This is a genomic window from Larsenimonas rhizosphaerae, assembly GCF_023700005.1.
Classification (GTDB): Bacteria; Pseudomonadota; Gammaproteobacteria; order Pseudomonadales; family Halomonadaceae; genus Larsenimonas; species Larsenimonas rhizosphaerae.
Window position 1 is genome coordinate 1,518,370 of record NZ_JAMLJK010000001.1, and the last position, 18,725, is coordinate 1,537,094.

The following is an 18,725-nucleotide window of genomic DNA, read 5'->3' on the forward strand; positions in this document are numbered from 1 at the left end:
ATATCATGAAATACGGGAAGCGTGAGCGCATCATTGGTGCAGTAGTGCTGGTGGCGCTGGCCGTTATCTTTCTTCCGATACTGTTCGATAAGCCGGACAGTGACAGCGGCGGGCCCGAGCCCACTCTGACCATCGAACAGCCGATCGATATGCCGGAGGATCAGAGCGTACCGGCCCCTCAACCGCCGCAGGACACCCAGGGCATTGACGCCGGTGTCAATACCGGTATGGCTGAAGGTGAGCCTGCGCCAGGTAATACGGATGATATGCCGCCACCTGACGCGATTCCCAGTGAACCTGTCCTTCCGGCGGATGAGGACAGTACGGAGACGTCCACGCCTTCGTCTCAGGCGTCTTCATCCTCACAGGCTTCCTCGTCCAGGCAGACGCCGCCTTCCTCAGGTCGTGAGCGTGCTACGGCGGACAGGGAAAGCGCTGATGCCCGTGCGCGTCACAGTGCTGAAAACGACCCCATTCTTGAAGCCGCACGCAAGGGATCGGATGGTTCGGGTAATCCACCGTCAGCCGTCAGTGGCGGCGGCTGGGCGGTACAGTCCGGCAGCTTCAGTAATCCGGAGTATGCCAAGGGGCTGGCCGACAAGCTCAAAGGTAATCACTTCCCGGTTTATACCCTGGCACGCAACAATTTGACCGTCGTACTGGTTGGACCCTATGACAGCAGTGAGTCGGCAGAAAAGGCCAGCACTCAGTTACAACAGCAGGCCAATATCAAGGGGCTGGTCGTGCGTCGCAAGGATGACGAATGAGCTGGACCTGGATTGACTGGGCCTTTGCTGCGGTACTGCTGATCTCCGTACTTTCCGGCATGGCAAAGGGATTCATTCGCGAGGGGTTGGGCCTGCTGGCCTGGCTTGCTGCGCTTGTCGCCGCCAGAATGTTTGCCGGCCCGGCTGGCGAAATCTTTCGTGATTATGTCGCCAGTGCCAACATGCGCCTTGCGATCGGCTTCGTGATCGTGGTGTTTGTGGTCATTGTTGTCTCGGGCATGCTGATTCGCTTTCTTGATGCGGTCATTGAATGGGCCGGGATGGGGCGGTTCAATCGGTTGCTGGGAGCCCTGTTCGGGGCACTTCGTGGGGCTGCGGTGCTGGTGCTCATCTCCGCGGTAGTCGGGCTTACCCCATGGCGGGATGCGCCGGACTGGCAGCAGTCACAGCTTCGACCACTGGTCGGTCAGGCACGTGATGCGCTGATGGCGCACTGGGACAATTGGGAACAGGAAAACGCGGGTGATGTTCAGGCAACATCATCCACTGCTACTGACACATCCGGATAGGAATGTCGTCATGATCTATAAAGCGAGGGTGTACTGATGTGCGGTATTGTCGGCCTTATGGGCAACTCCATGGTCAATCAGGCGCTCTACGATGCGCTGACTGTGCTGCAACACCGCGGCCAGGACGCCGCCGGAATGATGACCTGGGATGATGGTCGCTTTTTTCTGCGCAAGAGCAATGGGCTGGTGCGGGATGTATTTCACACCCGTCACATGAAGCGCCTGCAGGGGAATATCGGTATCGGGCATGTTCGTTATCCCACTGCCGGTTCTTCTTCCGAAGCTGAATCCCAGCCGTTTTATGTCAATTCTCCCTATGGCATCACGCTGGTGCACAACGGCAACCTGACCAACTCGGATCAGTTGGTCAAGGAGCTGTTCAATACCGATCTACGCCACATCAATACACGCTCCGATTCGGAAGTGCTGTTGAATGTGTTTGCTCATGAACTTGGCAAGCAGGGCCATCGCCTTGATGCCGAAGATGTGTTCGATGCCGTACGTCGGGTCCATCGTCGGTGCCGGGGTGGGTATGCTGCGGTTTCGATCATCAGTGACCTGGGCATGGTGGCCTTTCGCGATATCAATGGCATTCGTCCGGTTGTTGTCGGCAAGCGTTGTATCGAAGGTGGTCAGCCGGAATACATGATTGCGTCAGAATCCGTGGCGCTGGATGTGGCCGGGTTCGAACTGATTCGCGACCTTGCTCCGGGTGAAGCGGTCTTTATCAATAACGATCGCGAAATGTTCATGCAGCAATGCTCCGAATCGGCCCGGCTGCGGCCCTGCATCTTTGAATATGTATACCTTGCCCGCCCGGACTCCATCATGGACGGGGCCAACGTGTACGGTACCCGCATGCGGATGGGGCAGAAGCTGGCGCTGAAGGTGGAGCGTGAATGGCCTGACCACGATATCGACGTGGTGATCCCTATTCCGGATACCAGCCGTACCGCGGCGCTGGAGCTTGCCCAGTATCTGGGGGTGAAGTACCGGGAAGGCTTCGTCAAGAACCGCTACATCGGTCGTACCTTTATCATGCCGGGGCAGACGCAGCGCAAGAAGTCGGTGCGTCAGAAGCTCAATGCCATGGATGTCGAATTCGACGGCAAGAACGTGCTGCTGGTGGATGATTCGATCGTGCGCGGCACGACCTGCCAGGAAATCATCCAGATGGCGCGTGAGGCCGGAGCCAAAAAGGTCTACTTTGCGTCGGCGGCCCCCGCAGTGCGTTACCCGAACGTCTATGGTATCGACATGCCGGTGGCCATGGAGCTGATTGGTCATGATCGCACCGACGAGGAGGTCTGTACGCTGATCGGGGCGGACCGCTTGATCTATCAGGACCTCGAAGACCTCAAGGATGCCTGTCGCGAGATCAATCCGGCTCTGGAAGCCTTTGACTGCTCCGTCTTCGATGGTCAGTACGTGACCGGTGATATCGATGGCGACTACCTGGCCCGGCTGGAAGCCGCGCGCAATGATGCTGCTCGACATGGCGGGTCCGTGAGCAGCGCCGTGGTCGAGATGCACAACGATATCGAAGAAGTCGAGTAATGGCTTTCCCCGTCGTCGCTAAAGGGCGGCGACGGGCCAGGCCGGTCTTTGCATGGCAGTAACAAGGACGATTCATGGACAACGAACACCCGCAGTGGCATCCGGATACCCTGGCCGTGCGTGCCGGACACGAGCGCACCTTCGAGCAGGAACACGGTGAGTCGATTTTCACGACATCAAGCTTCGTATACAGCAGTGCTGCCGAGGCTGCCCGCAAGTTTTCCGGTGAAGAGGCCGGTAACGTCTATTCGCGGTTCACCAACCCGACGGTTCATACGTTCGAGCGTCGACTGGCCGCCATGGAGGGGGGCGAGCGGTGTGTTGCGACAAGCTCCGGCATGTCAGCGATCCTTTCCATGGCGCTGGGACTGCTTGAATCCGGGGACGAAATTGTAGCCTCCCGGTCACTGTTTGGCTCAACCATTGGTCTTTTTGACAAGTACCTGGCCAAATTCGGGGTCGTCATTCGATATGTCCCCCTGTCGGATCTATCGGCCTGGGAAGCCGCCGTGACGCCGAAAACCCGGCTGTTCTTTGCTGAAACGCCTTCCAATCCGCTGCAGGAACTGGTTGATATCCGTCGCCTGGCGGATGTAGCACATCGCCATGACATCAAGCTGGTGATCGATAACTGTTTTTGTACGCCTGCGCTGCAAAAGCCACTGTCACTCGGGGCTGATCTGGTCATTCACTCGGCTACCAAGTTTCTGGACGGGCAGGGGCGTGCCATCGGCGGTGCGATTGTTGGCGATCACGATACCCTTGAAAAACTCTACGGGGTGGTACGTACCTGTGGACCATGCATGAGTCCGTTCAATGCCTGGATTTTTCTCAAGGGGCTTGAAACCCTGTCATTGCGCATGAAGGCTCATTGCGACAATGCTCTCGCGCTGGCGCACTGGCTTGAAGCGCATCCCTCCGTTGAGCGAGTGCACTACGCAGGGCTTGAGCATCATGCTCAGCACGCCTTGGCGGTACAGCAGCAAAGTGGATTTGGTGCGGTACTCGGTGTGGAGATCAAGGGAGGAAGGGAAAACGCCTGGTCGGTGGTTGATGCGACACGGTTGATGTCGATCACCGGAAATCTGGGGGATACCAAAACCACCATTACGCATCCGGCCACCACGACTCATGGCAAGCTTTCCGATGAGCAGCGACGCATCGCCGGAATCAGTGATGGCCTTTTACGTATTTCAGTCGGTATTGAAGCACTTGAGGATCTGAAGGCTGATCTGGCCCGAGGGCTTGATCAGCTCGGCGGCTGATCCTCTGCGTCCAGTGCCGTTGCCGGCCCCCGAGCCGGCAACCACTTTTCCCAGAACGGTGGTGTGCCCACTGCTTCCTGCAGGCACTCGATAAAGCGTCTGGTTTTCTGGGGGAGATACCGCCGGTGCGGATAAACGATCTGCACGGGCGGGGCATCTGCCAGACGCAAGTCCGGCAGTAAGGGCACCAGTTGCCCGTCCCGCAGGTCCTCTCCGACCTGAAATCCGGATGTCATGCCATATCCCACACCTGCCATGATGGCATTGCGCAGGATCTCCGGGTCATTGGTCTTGATCTTCGGGATCACTCGCAGGCTGCGTTCGATACCTTCATCATCAATATAGCGCAGCCGATCAAGCTCGAAGCCATCTCGCGAGTACACTGCCGCAGGCAGGGCAATCAATTCTTTCAGTGTCTGTGGCATGCCGTGCTGCGCCACAAAGGCCGGGCTGGCACACAGCACGCGCTGATGGCGCGCCAGATGGCGAGCAATCAGGTTGGAATCGTTCATCGCACTGATGCGTATGCCGAGATCGAAACCGCCACCAATCAGATCGACCAGTGTATCGTCCAGACGCATTTCGATCTGCATGTGCGGGTAGCGCTGTAGATAAAGTCGCAGGCCGCTGGCGACATGGCGTCGCCCGAAGTGTACCGGGCAGGAAATCCTGAGCGACCCCATCGGCTCTGTCTGATAGGCATTGATGACGTCTGATGTTTCGTCCAGGGCTTCCCGCATCTTCAGGCCGCGACGATAGATTTCCTGGCCGATGTCCGTCAGCGAGACGCTTCGCGTAGAGCGATTGAACAGCTGCACCTTCAGCTCACTTTCCAGTGCCCGGATCTGCTTGGAAATGACGGAGCGATTGACCTGCCTTAGATCTGCCGCCCGCGTAAAGCTGCCGGCATCCACGACATCCATGAAGAGAAGCAGTCGTGTGCTTCGTTCCATGCTTATCCCCTGTAGTTATAGTTATTGTTGCCAAAACGGCACTACTGTAATGCCGCCTGCTCTGTTCCAACATCTTAGTTAGCACACTAAACTTCTTGTCATTCGATGAGAGCGTCATCAGCACCTGGCTCAAGGCCGATGGTGCCGGCTTTTTCTCATCAACAGCGAGTTTTATCAAGAAAAATGCAAGGAGTACACAGTATGCGTAATCTTCTCACTATCGTTCTTTCAGGTGCCCTGCTGGCAGCAACTGCCACCCACGCTGTTGCCTCTACCGCGACGCGCGCTCAGGAAGGGATGCTCAATGCCAGCACTACCGGTGAGAATGTAGAAGTGCTCAAGCAGGGCTGGAGTGACACTCGTATGGCGACTCAGGGCCACCCGAATCAGTTTCTGATCCATGTCAGCCAGCCGCAGACCATTGTGCTGTCAAGCAGCCACTTTGCAGGCGACCATGGCGACAGCTATCGCTTGAGTGCAAAGGTATTCAATGAGCAGCGTGAGCTGGTGGCCACAGCCATCAATTCCGATGGCGGTAACTTCAAGCTCAGCCAGCCTCTGGCGGCAGGGGATTACCTGGTTCAGGTCAATGGACAGACGCTCCATAACGAAAATCACACCGATGCTTCCTACCAGCTACATCTTGATCGCCTGTAAATTCCGCAAGGGCAAGGTTCTGTCTTGCCCGGCAACGCGTTATCATGCCGTATCGACTGCCGTTATCCTTGGATAGCGGCTTTTTTATGTGTTTGTCAGGAGCATTGTGTGTCCCGTTCGACGTCGACTTCTCCTCTTTCCCCCATGGGGGCTCAGCTTTGGCAGACCACCTGGCCAATGGCTATCGGGGTCATGTCCCTGCTGGGATTCAATCTGGTAGACAGCCTTTTTGTCGCTCACCTGGGGACGGCACCGCTGGCGGCTCAGTCCTTTACCATGCCCGTCTCCTTTATTGTCATCGGCATTCAGGTAGGTATTGGTATTGCGACAGCCGCACTGATTTCTCGAGCTCTCGGCCGGGACGAAAAGGCTCGGGCTCATCGTTTGGGGAGCCTGGTAATGATCGGCGGGGGCGTCACCCTTGCTCTGGTGATGATGCTGTTGTGGTGGTTACGGCGCCCGATCTTCTCGGCCATGGGAGCACAGGACAGCCTGAGTGGATTGATCGATGCCTACTGGGCACCCTGGCTGGTTACAAGCTGGATCGGCGCCATGCTGTATCTGGGCTATAGCCTGTTTCGGGCACATGGATATACCCGGTTTCCGGGTCTTGTGATGGTGATTACCAGCCTGATCAACGTCGTTATGGACCCGCTTTTGATCTTTGGTATGGGCCCGTTTCCCGATCTTGGTCTGCCGGGTGCGGCCTGGGCGACCATGATTTCCTTTACCGCAGGGCTGATGATCGTGGGGGTCGCCCTGAGCCGACGTGACTGGTTGACGCTGGCAGGTATCAAGGAGGAGTGGCGCGTCTCCTGGCGAGAGTTTACCGGTATTGCCGGGCCGGCCATGATTACCCAGTTGATGCCACCTCTGGCTGCGCTGTTGGCAACCTCGATTGTCGCTACTCAGGGTAATGCGGCCGTGGCCGCCTGGGGCCTGGCCAATCGAATGGAGAATTTTGCGCTACTGGCGGTGCTGGCCTTGACCATGTCGCTTCCTCCCTGGCTGGGACGGTGCTTCGGGGCAGGGCGATGGAATGAAATCCACGACCTGATGATCTTGAGCTTCAAGGTAGTGCTGGTCTGGCAATTGGTGGTAGGAGTGGTCATGGCGGGTGCCTCGCCCTGGTTGTCGCACTGGATGGCGGCCGATGACGAGGTGAGCCATGCGCTTTCCATTCTGATTCCGTTCATGTTGCCAAGTTATGCCCTGCTGGGGCTTTGCATGGTGGTTGTCTCATCCAGTAACGCACTCGGATGGCCTCGACGCGCCATGATCATTGCCTTTGCTCGGCTGTTTGTCTGCTATCTGCCGTGTGTGGCTATAGGCGCCTGGGTGGCAGGGATCTGGGGTATTGCTGCAGGTGCCGGAATCGGCAATGTGCTGGCGGGGCTGCTGGCCGGCAGCATGTTCTATCGAGGGCTGAAACAAAAACACGCCGCGTCATAGCGGCGTGTTCAGGGGCTGGCCTGTTACCTCTCAGGTGTCGGAGACGTCAGCAATTGCCTGGGCGACATATTCGAGAACATCACTGGACAGGCCGGCAACATTGGCACGCCCGGAACTGACCATGTAAATGCTGTAATCGTTTCGGAGCCGCTCTACCTGGTCCTTGCTCAAGCCTGTGTAGGAAAACATGCCGCGTTGCTGCTTGATGAAGTCGAATTTTTCCGCCAGACCATGAGGGGCCATGGCATCAACAAAGCCGGAGCGCAACTGGTTGATGCGTCCCCGCATGTCATCGACTTCTTCCAGCCACATGCCACGGAGTGCCTCGTCCCCCAGGATGGTGCTGACGACGGCCGCGCCATGGGACGGCGGGTTGGAGTAGTTTTCCCGTGCAACGATGGCCACCTGAGAGCGTACGTTATTCATCTGCTCTTCGTTTTTGGCAACCAGAATCAAGCAGCCGGTGCGCTCGCGATACAGGCCGAAATTCTTGGAGCATGAGCTGGTAATGATCACTTCATCCAGCTGTTCTGCCAACAGGCGTACGCCGTAGGCATCCTCGTCCAGCCCATCGCCGAACCCCTGATAGGCGAAGTCGATCAGGGGCATCAGGTTGCGCTGCTTGACCACATTCAGCACCTGCTGCCATTGCTGTTTGTCCAGGTCAAACCCGGAAGGGTTGTGGCAACACGCATGCAGCAGCACGATATCACCTTCCGGGATCCGGCCAAGGCTGTCCATCATGCCGTCAAAGTCCAGCGTATTTGACGCGCTGACATACGGGTAGCTATGGCGTTCGATACCGGCAGCATCAAAAATGCCGTGATGGTTGGGCCATGTCGGATTGCTCATCCAGATGGCCTTGCCGGGCAGGTTGGTGCGAATGAAGTCCGCCGCCAGGCGCAGGGCGCCGGTCCCGCCGGGTGACTGGGTAGCGCTGGCGCGTTTGTCGGTCAGAAGGGGAGAGCCTTCACCCAGTACCAGCGACAGGATGGCATTACCGTAGGCCGGGTCACCGTGAGACCCGATGTAGCTTTTGGTCTCCTCCTGCTCAAGAAGGCGCTCTTCTGCGGCCTTGACCGACTTGAGTACCGGTGTGTTGCCATGTGCATCGCGATATACACCCACCCCCAGATCCACCTTGCGAGGATTGGTGTCCTTCTTGAAGGCCTCGATCAATCCGAGAATCGCATCACCGGGTACGCGCTCTATGTGCTCAAACATGTTGATGCCAAAGCCTCACTGTTGCCAAAGGAAAAAGACGCTCGAACGTCGTTGCACATTTATCATAACGTGTCATGTGCTACCCCGCACCAGGCAGTGTTGGACTGCTGATCTCCGATGCCTCCCGGGGACGTGCTAGGATAAACTGAGCATGCAAGGTATCGTGTCTGGCAAAGGTATTTATCTGCCCGCGGAGGGGCTGTTGACGTGATCAATATGGATGAATTCGAGCAAATGAGTCTGGGCATGCAGCTGGCCATGATGACGCGGGGCTGGCGAGCTGCCGTCGACAAGGCAATGGAGCCGCTGGGATTGACTCAGGCGCGCTGGGTAGCACTGCTGCATCTTTCCCGACTTGGTGAAGGCACGACACAATCCTGCCTTGCCCAGCATGTAGGCATCGAGCTTCCGTCACTGATGCGCACACTGGACTGTCTTGAAAAGCAGGATCTCATCACACGGCATCGCTGTGACAATGACCGTCGTGCCCGTACGATTCACTTTACCGATGAAGGACGTGTGCTCATGCAGGCCATTCAGGGGCGTTCTCATGAAGTTCATCAGCACCTTCTTCAGGGGTTTTCAGCGGACGAGGTGGCAATACTCGAGGGCATGATCGCGCGGATTGCATCCAATACCGTTGATATTACCCAGGGTGATACACCCGGCTGCTGCGATAAGGCAGAAGAGCGCTCATCGTAGTGGCGGGAATGAAGTGAGCGAGGCTGAATCATCATCAGAGGAGCGAATCATGCACGTCATTATCGATTTATGTGTGGTGCCACTGGGCGTCGGCGTTTCCGTATCAAGCTACGTTGCCCTTTGCCAGCGTGAGATTGATGCGGCCGGCCTGTCGTATCGAATGCATGCCTATGGCACCAATATCGAAGGCGAATGGGATGCGGTCATGGCGGTAGTCAAGCGCTGCCATGAGGCTGTACACGAGGCTGGGGCGCCGCGTATTACAACCACCATGAAGCTGGGTACGCGTACAGACCGTCATCAGAGCATGGATGACAAGGTAACCAGTGTTGAGCAGGTGTTGTCCGGTGAGCAGTAACAGGAGCCTGACAGGTTATTCGGCAGGGGCATCCTTTTACTGCTCGTGAATGTCGAGTGATGTCAGCTGCAGCGGACAAGCCAGTTGACCTGAAAGCCATCACCTTCCTGAGTTGCTGCTTCAAGGTCCGTGTCTTCACTGATCATTGCATCTTTCTGGAGTGCGCTCGCCATGATGGCGCCCGGCCCATCGGCCGGAGCTTCAATCGTCTGATCGATCACCGTATAGTCAGAGCGGTCCATGCGTTTGCAATAGGTGCTTGCCTGTGATGCTGCTTCGGCCAGGGCGACGTCCCGATCGGCATCCATGGCTGCGATGGCATGTGGGCGAGCCTGAGTTGAAGCCATGTCGGTTCCGGTTGATGTGCAGCCTGACAGCAGCAGTGGGCTCAGCAGAAGAAGCGCCAGCGAGGCAGGCGTACGAAGGGTAGTCATGGTCATTCCTTGTGCATTAAATGGGCTCATGGCGCTTCTCGGCATGGTTGATCAACCAATCTGAATCCTGCCCTTGGCATAGCGAAGCCCCGGGGTTTGCCGCGTGGCCAGAAAGTACCCCAGTGACAGCGATCCGACGCGGCCGAGCAGCATGGTCAATACCAGCAGTAGCTGACCCTCACCACTGAGATGTGGCGTGACACCGCGCGACAGACCTACCGTGCCGAACGCTGATACGGTTTCAAAGGCCAGATCCAGAAACGGTTTGCCTGGCTCGGTGATACTCAACCCGAACAGTACCGTAAATACCAGGATCATTGCGCTCAGGGCAACGGCGACCGCCTTGAAAACGATTTCGCTTGAAATGCGTCGGCTGAAGATGACCGGTTCCGTCGACCCTCTCAGGAAGGCGCGTGCGGTCAACAGCAGCACGACAAAGGTCGTGACCTTGATGCCGCTGGCGGTAGAGCCGGGTCCGCCGCCGATGAACATGTACAGCATGGTCAACAGGCTGCTGGGCGTGGTCAGGTCACCTGTATCGATGGTATTGAATCCGGCGGTGCGTGGTGTCACGGCCTGAAACCAGGCCGCCAGCCACTTGTCGCTCAACGAGGGCATCCCCCCCAGCGTGTGCGGATTATGCCATTCGAGAAGGGCAAACATCAGGGTGCCGACGACGTTCAGCCCGACGGTGGTCAGAATGACTAGGCGCGTCTGCATTGACCAGGGCGTGTGCCTGCGATGCTTGAGCAGTTCCTGCACGACGGCAAAGCCCAGACCACCGATGATAAAGGAAGCGGTAATGGTCAGTGTTACCAGCGGTGAGCCAGCGTAATGGACCAGGCTGTCACTCCACAATGAAAACCCGGCATTGTTGAAGGCGGAAATGGCATGAAACACGCTGTACCACAGTCCCTTGTGCCAGCCGAGATCGGGCACCCACGCAATGGCCAGCAGCAGGGTTGTCAGCAGCTCGACCACCAGGGCAAACACAATGACCAGCCGTACCAGTTGCAGTAAATCACTGTAGGAAGACTGATTGAGTGATTCCCTGACCACGTTCTGTTGCTGGATCGGCAGGCGAGCGCCCAGAAAGACCATGGTGAGCGCTGCAAAGGTCATGAACCCCAGACCGCCAAGTTGTATCAGAATCAACAGGATCACCTGACCCCAGGTGGTCAGATGCTGGCCTACATCCATGACGCCAAGCCCTGTGACCGTAATGGCCGATGTGGCGGTAAACAGCGCTTCCATCCAGGTAATCGAAATGGTGGTCGAGCCAGGAAGCTGAAGAGCAAGCGTGCCCAGAATTGCCAGCACGGTAAAGCCGGTCAGTAGCATCAGTGGCGGATTGAGCTGCAGCGCTCGGTGCCGGAACAGATGGCTGCGTTTGGAGTGCTGCAGGGGGTGGGGCAATGGCATGGTTTGTCTGTCCTACAGTTTGTCGCCGAACTGGCGCAGGATATCCAGTTCACCCATCAATATCAGTTGCCCGCCGGCCTGTATTTCCATGTCTCCGGTCGGGCTGCAATGAAGTTTTCCATCCTGCTTGAGGCCGACTACCCGGGCCTTCTCATTTTTGAGGCCCAGATCATCGATGGTGTTGCAGCTGGATACCAGGCGCTCGGTGAGCTCTATTTCCACCACGTACTGCTGATCACCGAGATGAATGAAATCCATGACCGCATGATAGCTGAGGCTTTCCGCTACACGGATACCGATGTCGTATTCCGGATGAATAATACGGTCGGCGCCGATATAGCTCAGCAGTTTATGGTGATCATCGCTCAGGGCCTTGACCCACAGTTCCTTTACCTTGAGCTCCTTGAGATAAAGGGTGGTCATCATGCTGGCTTCGATACTGTCATCCACATCCACCAGTACGGCATTGAACTCGCTCAGGTTCAATTCCTGCAGGGCCTTTTGATCGGTGGGGTCGGCAATAACAGCCTGGGTAATATGTTCGGCCAGTCGATCAACGCGTCTTTCGTCGCGATCAACGCCGAGTACCTCATGTTTCTGGCGATGCAGTTCAAGTGCAACTGTGCTGCCGAAGTAGCCCAGTCCGATAACGGCAAATTGACGGCTCATGTGATTCCTGTGAAGTAGCAACGGACAATGAATAGGAGCATAGCGGGTGATGTGGTGTCATGTATCGCGCTGCTCGCGGCTTCGCGATAAAATGCTCGGCTTGCGCGTACCGAGCAGGGCGCATTGATACAACAAAATGAGTGAACAGGGACATGAGCAATTCATCGACAGCCACCACCCAATGGGTCGGTCGGTGGGGCTTTGTGCTTGCTGCAACAGGGTCGGCAGTAGGTCTTGGCAATATCTGGAAATTCCCTTACATGACCGGGGAATATGGTGGTGCTGCTTTTGTACTTGTGTACCTTGCGTGCATTCTGGCCATCGGTGTACCGGTAATGATGGCCGAGATCGTCTTCGGGCGCCGGGGGCGTGGCAGTCCGGTGGATGCCTTGAAGGCAATGGCTCGCGAATCACGCTGCAGTCCGCTCTGGTCGCTGACTGGCTGGATGGCCATGCTCTGCGGGTTCCTTATCCTCTGCTTTTATGTAGTGGTGGCCGGCTGGGCATTGTCCTATGTCTGGAAATCCATCAGTGGCGGGCTGGGACTTGGTAATGTCGAGGCTTATCAGGCCCTGTTCGGGGCAACCAATGCCAGCCCCTGGACGCTCGGTGGATGGAGTACCCTGGTGACATTGATCACGATGCTCATTGTCGGCAAGGGGGTGCAGGAAGGTATCGAGAAGAACGTCAACTGGATGATGCCAGGTCTGGTGGTGCTGCTGGCCGTCATGATCGTTTATGCGTTCTTTTCCGGCGGCTTCGGTGAGGGCGCACGGTTCCTGTTTGCCTTTGATCCGAGCAAGCTGACGGCAGGTGCCCTGCTGGCAGCACTGGGGCATGCGTTCTTTACGTTGAGTCTGGCCTCCGGTGCCATCCTGACCTATGGCGCCTATCTGCCGGCTCATCGCTCCATCGCCCGTACAACGGTACTTGTGGCACTGTGCGATACGCTGATTGCCCTGATGGCCGGTCTGGCGATCTTCCCGATCATCTTTGCCAATGGCATGGATCCGTCGTCCGGCCCGGGGCTTATCTTCATGAGTCTGCCGATGGCGTTCGATCACATGCCATTTGGCGGCATCATCGCGACCGTTTTCTTTATCATGCTTTCGCTGGCGGCACTGACGTCTTCCATCTCGATGGTCGAGGCAACCATTGCATTCCTTGAACGGCATACGCGGTACAGCCGGCGTGCTCTCAGCGTGATGGTGGGCGTTGTGCTGTGGATTATCAGCATGATGGCCATGCTTTCATTCAATGCAGGAGCCGACTGGACGCCAGGGGGCAAGACGGTGTTTGACTGGCTGGACTATCTGACGTCGCGCTGGATGATGCCACTGGGTGGTCTGCTGACAGCCATCATGGCCGGATATGTCTTCAACCGGCAGGCCCTGAAGGATGAGCTGGCCGTATCTTCACTGGTATGGGGGTTGTGGCAGTTCGCGCTGCGTTATATCACCCCGGTCGGCATTGTATTGATCTTTATCGACGCCCTTGGCTGGTGGGCGATTGACCTGGAACAGCAGTGGATGTACCTGCTTGCGCTGGTTGCTGTATTCGCTCTGGGCGGTGAAGTCTGGCGACGTCGTCAGACCGGCTGATTCATGCAGTCCGATCCACGGACATGATGTTCAACGACAAGGGCCCCGCAAATGCGGGGCCCTTGTCGTTGCTTTCCATCTCCATCAGGTGTCACGGCGCCGAGCGAATGCTCCAGCGGGTGTTGACGCTGGCCTCGATGCTGATCATTCCAGGTTCAAGTGCCGGGGCACTTTCCTTGGCCGAGCGTGCCTGCATCATGCTGTAGCGGGGCATGGGTGGCGCCCCGGGAGTGGAAGCATCAGCCTGCTCCAGGGGGCCCAGATGTACGCTGGAGGCCTGTGCAATGGCTTCTGCCTTCTGGCGCGCTCGGGTGATGGCGCTGGCCAGGGCCTTGTCTTCAAGTGCCGCACGCTGACTGGTATCAAAGGCCGGCTCGCTCAGTCGGTCTACCTGTTGATCAAGCAGGGCATTGACGACCTGTGGCAGGTGATCCAGTTGTCGAAGTGTAATGCTGATCGGTCGCGTAATTTCCCATCGGGTCTGTACGGTGTCGTCCTTTTCAGCCCGTGTCTGCCGGTTTACCGACACGGCTCCGGCGCGAATATCGTTTGAGGCTATGCCGGCCTTTTTCAGCGCGTCCAACAGTGCGGTGGCACGGGCCATGACCTTGTCGCGGGCAGCATCAAATGGCGCTGACGACATATTCCCGGTGTCCATGGTGGTATAAGGCGTGTGATTGACCAGCCAGGCGTCCAGTTTTACTTGATCCGGCGCTGCCTCAATATTGGCCTCGGCACTGACGGTAATGGCCGGTGAGGGCGTGTCGGCAGCATGGCCGGGAAGAGGCAAAAGGAGCAATGCCAGCAAAGGCATGTAAATGATAGTATTTTTCATTGGTGGTCTCGGGCCATGGATACGTGAGTGGCAAGGGTAAAGTTGTAAGGCAATGTGACAAAATATTTTAACTTAACTCCTTTGGCACATTTGTGTAGTAGATCAAGTGATAATATTTCGCAACGTAGTGTGCACAATTGCTTATTCGACTGTGCTGATGAATGCATGCCCCGGCGTTTCTGCCGGTGGTAACAGGTTGGTGAAAAAGGTATTACATTGATGACATCCGGGTGTTTCAGGTCTTCCTCACCTCGTTCGACGACGTCTCCCAGACGGCTGTGGCTTGCCTTTGGCTGTGTGTTTCTTATCCTGGTGATGCCGCTCAAGGCCCGCTCGGTAACCAATGCCTCCTATGCCGTGACCGTTCCCAATACAACACAATGGAACATGACTTCGCCCGGGGGCGAGGACTATCAGGTCATGGTATATGCACCGGACCAGCCACCGCCACCTGGCGGGTTTCCGGTCATTTACATGCTGGATGGCAACGCCACGTTTCCCATGGCGGTAGAGTCGATGCGGGTTCAGCAGGCCTCGGCCCATGGCAGTTTGTCTGCCGCTATTATAGTAGGCATCGGATATCCCGGAGATGAGCCCTTCAATATGGTGCGCCGGGCGCATGATTACACGCCCATGCCACGAGAAGGTGCTCGTCATGCCATGACCGAAGAGGGGCAGGAGGTCAGCTATGGCGGTGCCGAGGCGCTGTATCGGTTCATTCAGCAGCAGGTCAAGCCGGCCATCGAAAAGCGATTCAGGATCAACCCGGGCCGCCAGGCATTATTCGGCCATTCCTATGGGGCGCTGTTTGCGCTGACAACCCTGTTTCGCCATCCTGACGCCTTCAATATCTACATTGCTGCCAGCCCATCACTCTGGTGGGGCGAGGGAATGATGAAGACGCTGGAAAAGGAATTTGACCCCACGGCGATCACCCTGGACCGTCCGGTACGTGTACTGATTACGGTCGGTGAATATGAGCAGGCGCTGTCGCCAGCGGAAAAAAAGAGTGACGATGCCAGTGAAACTGCTGCTCGTCGGCGTGAACACCAGATGATCAACAATGCGCAGGATCTGGCGCGACGCCTCAAGATGCTTGACAGTCAGCGTCTCGATGCCAGTGTCATTGTCTTTCCTCAGGAATATCACCGCTCGGTGCTGCCGGTTGCGTTGAACCGGGCGATGCGGTTTATATTGTCGCCGGATACGCCCTGATTTTACTGGACGAGAGCTGGATACCATGTGGAAACGTTTTGGCCGCGCTGCGGCCTTTCTTGCTTTGATGGGCCTGATGATCGGCACTGCTCGCGCAGACGGGTTCGATGTTACCGATATTACCGGCCGTCAGATTCATTTTGACCACCCCGCCAGTCGAGTGGTTCTGGGCGAAGGGCGCAATGTAATTGCACTGTCGATGCTGACGGCAGATCCATCATCAGTGCTGGTCGGATGGGGCAGTGACTTCAAGCGATACAGAACACTGTATCAGCGCTATACCGACCGTCTGCCGGCGCTTTCATCCATCCCGACGGTAGGTAGTGGTCAGGGCAGCTCGGATCTGTCCGTCGAACACATCATTTCGCTGTCTCCTGACGTGGTGATCCTGAGTCGTTCACAGACACCACCCTCGGAAAATACATTGATGACGCAGCAATTGTCAGCGGCTGGCATCAAGGTGGTCTATGTGGATTTTGCCACTGACCCGTTGAATGACACTACCACCAGCCTGTCCATCATGGCGAAGGTCATCGGACGTACCGACAAGGCACAGGCGTTCAATCGGTTTTATGCAGAGCATGAGGCCCGCATCAAGGCGATGTCCAAGGCGCTGGGCGAGAACAGCACACGGCCGCTGGTCTTTCTGGAAACGCATGCCGGCGGCATGAATGCCTGCTGCTATACGCCCGGTGACGGCAGCTTTCAGGGCTTTATCTCGCTGGTAGGGGGGGAGAACCTTGGTGGTCGCACCCTGAAAGGAAAAAGCGGGCAGCTGACTCCGGAATACATTCTGGCCAGTCAACCTGACATTTATGTGGCCACCGGCGGATCTTATCTTGAAGGCACATCTGGTCTGGTGCTTGGTCCCTACGAGCCCATCGACAAGGCACGGGCTTCGCTTGAAGGTGTTACCCGGCGCCCTGGGATTGCTCAGATGCCTGCCGTACGTCATGGTGATGTATACGGGCTGTATCATCACCTGATCAATACGCCCTACAACATTGTGGTGCTTGAACTGCTGGCCAAATGGATCCATCCGGAGGTGTTCAAAGCGCTTGACCCGCAGGCCACGCTCAAGACCATCAATGAGCGATTCGCCGTTGTTCCCATTACCGGAAGCCTCTGGATCGATCCATCCGACACCAGTGTGCGCTGATCAGTAATCAATGCCCCGGCGCGCTTTCAATCCTTCATTGAAGGCGTGTCGGACCTCCTGCATCTCTGTCACGGTATCGGCCACACTCAGCAGGTCGCGGTGAGCATTGCGGCCGGTGATGATCACGGTTTGTTCTGTCGGTCGTCGTCCGAGGGCATGCAGTACATCCTGAATATCCAGATACCCGAACTTGAGCATGTAGGTCAGCTCGTCCAGCACCACCAGATAGACACTGTCATCTTCAAGCAGTGTTCGAGCCTGAGCCCAGACGGCCTGACAGGCTGCCCGGTCCGATGCCTTGTCCTGAGTATCCCAGGTAAACCCCGTGGCCATGACATGCACCTGAAGGTGCTCGTCATGCTCGAGGCGCTCCCGTTCGCCGCATTCCCACGTGCCCTTGATGAACTGCACGACACCAACGTTGTAGCCATAGCCCAGTGCACGGGTGACGGTGCCCCAGGCTGCGGTGGTCTTGCCCTTGCCATTGCCGGTAAATACAATTACCAGGCCTCGCTCCTCGGTGGCCCTGGCTACGCGCTCATCAACGTGAGACTTGAGCCTTTGCATTGCGCGTTTGTGGCGCTGTTGGCGTTCATCATCGCTCATGAGGGTCGTCTCCCTGTGGGTGATACAGAAAAAAGCCCCGTCGAGCGGGGCTTTTGTTTGAAGCAGGCCTGTCAGACTACATCGACAGAAACAGTCCCGCCAGTGCCGCACTCATCAGGTTGGAAAGGGTTCCTGCGGCGACGGCCTTCAGGCCCAGTCGCGCGACATCGCCGCGACGGCTGGGAGCCATGACGCCAAGTCCACCCATCAGGATGGCAATGGATGACAGGTTGGCAAAGCCGCACAGGGCAAAGACGACAATGGCCTGGCTGTGAGCAGACAGGGCCGTGCCGACATCGGCAAAGCTTGCGAAGGCCACAAATTCGTTGAGGATGATTTTCTGGCCGATAAAGCTGCCCGCCGTCACTGCCTCGCTCCAGGGGACGCCGATCAGAAAGGCGATGGGCGCAAAGCAGTAGCCGAGAATTTCCTGAAGTGTCAGCTGCTCAATGCCGAACCAGTTGCCCACACCGCCCAGAATGATGTTGGCCAGCGCAATGATGCCTACGAATGCGAGCAGCATTGCCCCGACGTTGAGGGCCAGCTGCAGGCCGGCACCAGCGCCTTCGGCGGCAGCATCGATGACATTGGCCGCGGAATCTTCCATCTTGCCGTTGATGTCGTCGAGCCCCTGACGAGGCGTCTCGGTTTCCGGAATGATCATCTTGGCCATGAGCAGGCCACCGGGTGCTGACATGAACGAGGCCGCAATCAGGAAGTTGAGGTCCACACCCATGGCTGCATATCCACCCAGTACCGAGCCAGCCACGCTTGCCAGTCCGCCACACATGATGGCAAACAGTTCCGAGCGAGTCATGGTGTCAATGAAGGGCCGCACGACCAGAGGGGCCTCTGTCTGGCCGACAAAGATATTGGCCGCCGCCGAAAGGGATTCCGGCCGACTGGTGCCCAGCACCTTCTGGAGAAAACCGCCCAGGATAGTGATGATCCAGCGCATGACGCCCAGGTAATAAAGCACGGCGATCAGTGATGAGAAGAAGACGATGAAGGGCAGTACGCGAAAGGCAAATATAAACCCGCCGCCGCCAAACAGTTCAAACATCTTGTCGGACACCAGTCCGCCAAACAGAAAGTCGATCCCGGCCTGACTGGCATTCATGACGGATTGAACGCCTGAGGACATGGCCAGTAGCACGCGCTTGCCGAAAGGGGTGTACAGCACGAAGGCGCCGAGCCCGGCCTGAATGACAAAGGCACCGACAATGGTTCTGTAATTGATGGCCCTGCGGTTTTCAGACAGGAGGAAGGCGATCAGCAGTACAGTAACTATACCGACAAGGCCCATGATGACGGCCATA

Annotated in this window: 19 protein-coding genes; 11 read left to right on the forward strand and 8 right to left on the reverse strand. The window is 57.1% G+C overall.

Annotated elements, in window-relative coordinates:
* Positions 1–5: 5 nt before the first annotated feature.
* The 4 genes from NAT21_RS06915 to NAT21_RS06930 all read left to right on the forward strand — a co-directional run bounded on the left by NAT21_RS06915 (position 6) and on the right by NAT21_RS06930 (position 4,119).
* A complete protein-coding gene (locus NAT21_RS06915) occupies positions 6–767 on the forward strand; it encodes an SPOR domain-containing protein (RefSeq protein ID WP_250936621.1) in 762 nt (253 codons plus the stop codon).
* The gene (locus NAT21_RS06920) at positions 764–1,297 is read left to right on the forward strand and encodes a CvpA family protein (RefSeq protein WP_250936622.1); all 534 of its coding nucleotides are present in this window, start codon (positions 764–766) and stop codon (positions 1,295–1,297) included. Before NAT21_RS06915 ends, NAT21_RS06920 begins: the two co-directional genes overlap by 4 nt.
* A gap of 36 nt (positions 1,298–1,333) precedes the next feature.
* Positions 1,334–2,854 carry an amidophosphoribosyltransferase gene (gene purF, locus NAT21_RS06925; protein WP_250936623.1) on the forward strand — a complete coding sequence of 507 codons (1,521 nt, stop codon included), beginning with the start codon at positions 1,334–1,336 and terminating at the stop codon, positions 2,852–2,854.
* Between the two features lie 74 nt (positions 2,855–2,928).
* Positions 2,929–4,119, forward strand: a complete 1,191-nt coding sequence (locus NAT21_RS06930; RefSeq protein WP_250936624.1) for an O-succinylhomoserine sulfhydrylase — start codon at positions 2,929–2,931, stop codon at positions 4,117–4,119.
* Here NAT21_RS06930 and NAT21_RS06935 read toward each other — a convergent pair.
* Entirely contained in the window at positions 4,104–5,072 is a 969-nt protein-coding gene (locus NAT21_RS06935; RefSeq protein WP_250936625.1) for a LysR family transcriptional regulator, read from the reverse strand. The two genes, NAT21_RS06930 and NAT21_RS06935, sit on opposite strands and share 16 nt — an antisense overlap.
* A 201-nt stretch (positions 5,073–5,273) precedes the next feature.
* On the opposite strand from NAT21_RS06935, the gene NAT21_RS06940 reads away from it, so the two are divergent.
* Both NAT21_RS06940 and NAT21_RS06945 read left to right on the forward strand, forming a co-directional pair.
* Positions 5,274–5,729, forward strand: coding sequence for a hypothetical protein (locus NAT21_RS06940; RefSeq protein WP_250936626.1), 456 nt, complete (start codon positions 5,274–5,276; stop codon positions 5,727–5,729).
* A 108-nt stretch (positions 5,730–5,837) separates the two neighbouring features.
* Entirely contained in the window at positions 5,838–7,181 is a 1,344-nt protein-coding gene (locus NAT21_RS06945; RefSeq protein WP_322974090.1) for an MATE family efflux transporter, read from the forward strand.
* Between the two features lie 30 nt (positions 7,182–7,211).
* On the opposite strand, the gene NAT21_RS06950 is transcribed toward NAT21_RS06945, so the two are convergent.
* Positions 7,212–8,405, reverse strand: coding sequence for an amino acid aminotransferase (locus tag NAT21_RS06950; RefSeq protein WP_250936627.1), 1,194 nt, complete (start codon positions 8,403–8,405; stop codon positions 7,212–7,214).
* A gap of 216 nt (positions 8,406–8,621) precedes the next feature.
* On the opposite strand from NAT21_RS06950, the gene slyA reads away from it, so the two are divergent.
* Both slyA and NAT21_RS06960 read left to right on the forward strand, forming a co-directional pair.
* Positions 8,622–9,107 carry a transcriptional regulator SlyA gene (slyA, locus tag NAT21_RS06955; RefSeq protein ID WP_250938025.1) on the forward strand — a complete coding sequence of 162 codons (486 nt, stop codon included), beginning with the start codon at positions 8,622–8,624 and terminating at the stop codon, positions 9,105–9,107.
* Positions 9,108–9,156: 49 nt separating this feature from the next.
* The gene (locus tag NAT21_RS06960) at positions 9,157–9,465 is read left to right on the forward strand and encodes an MTH1187 family thiamine-binding protein (RefSeq protein ID WP_250936628.1); all 309 of its coding nucleotides are present in this window, start codon (positions 9,157–9,159) and stop codon (positions 9,463–9,465) included.
* A gap of 62 nt (positions 9,466–9,527) precedes the next feature.
* Here NAT21_RS06960 and NAT21_RS06965 read toward each other — a convergent pair whose 3' ends face one another.
* Genes NAT21_RS06965 through NAT21_RS06975 form a run of 3 tightly spaced genes read right to left on the reverse strand, consistent with a single transcriptional unit; the run spans position 9,528 to position 11,990 of the window.
* Positions 9,528–9,899, reverse strand: coding sequence for a hypothetical protein (locus tag NAT21_RS06965; protein WP_250936629.1), 372 nt, complete (start codon positions 9,897–9,899; stop codon positions 9,528–9,530).
* Positions 9,900–9,950: 51 nt separating this feature from the next.
* Entirely contained in the window at positions 9,951–11,321 is a 1,371-nt protein-coding gene (locus NAT21_RS06970; RefSeq protein WP_250936630.1) for a TrkH family potassium uptake protein, read from the reverse strand.
* A 12-nt stretch (positions 11,322–11,333) separates the two neighbouring features.
* Complete coding sequence (locus NAT21_RS06975) at positions 11,334–11,990, reverse strand: potassium channel family protein (protein WP_250936631.1); 657 nt, start codon at positions 11,988–11,990, stop codon at positions 11,334–11,336.
* 152 nt (positions 11,991–12,142) lie between these two features.
* Between NAT21_RS06975 and NAT21_RS06980 the strand changes: the two genes are divergently transcribed.
* Positions 12,143–13,591 carry a sodium-dependent transporter gene (locus NAT21_RS06980; protein ID WP_250936632.1) on the forward strand — a complete coding sequence of 483 codons (1,449 nt, stop codon included), beginning with the start codon at positions 12,143–12,145 and terminating at the stop codon, positions 13,589–13,591.
* 91 nt (positions 13,592–13,682) lie between these two features.
* Here the strand turns inward: NAT21_RS06980 and NAT21_RS06985 are convergent, their stop codons facing one another.
* Entirely contained in the window at positions 13,683–14,426 is a 744-nt protein-coding gene (locus tag NAT21_RS06985) for an SIMPL domain-containing protein (RefSeq protein WP_250936633.1), read from the reverse strand.
* A gap of 219 nt (positions 14,427–14,645) precedes the next feature.
* On the opposite strand from NAT21_RS06985, the gene NAT21_RS06990 reads away from it, so the two are divergent.
* Both NAT21_RS06990 and NAT21_RS06995 read left to right on the forward strand, forming a co-directional pair.
* Positions 14,646–15,641 carry an alpha/beta hydrolase gene (locus NAT21_RS06990; protein ID WP_250936634.1) on the forward strand — a complete coding sequence of 332 codons (996 nt, stop codon included), beginning with the start codon at positions 14,646–14,648 and terminating at the stop codon, positions 15,639–15,641.
* Positions 15,642–15,666: 25 nt separating this feature from the next.
* Positions 15,667–16,800 (forward strand): ABC transporter substrate-binding protein, encoded by a 1,134-nt coding sequence (locus NAT21_RS06995; RefSeq protein WP_250936635.1) that lies wholly within the window; start codon positions 15,667–15,669, stop codon positions 16,798–16,800.
* Here the strand turns inward: NAT21_RS06995 and cobO are convergent, their stop codons facing one another.
* Both cobO and NAT21_RS07005 read right to left on the reverse strand, forming a co-directional pair.
* Positions 16,801–17,406 (reverse strand): cob(I)yrinic acid a,c-diamide adenosyltransferase, encoded by a 606-nt coding sequence (gene cobO, locus NAT21_RS07000; RefSeq protein WP_250936636.1) that lies wholly within the window; start codon positions 17,404–17,406, stop codon positions 16,801–16,803. It abuts the gene before it with no gap.
* Positions 17,407–17,482: 76 nt separating this feature from the next.
* Positions 17,483–18,724 (reverse strand): NupC/NupG family nucleoside CNT transporter, encoded by a 1,242-nt coding sequence (locus NAT21_RS07005; RefSeq protein ID WP_250936637.1) that lies wholly within the window; start codon positions 18,722–18,724, stop codon positions 17,483–17,485.
* Position 18,725 lies beyond the last annotated feature (1 nt).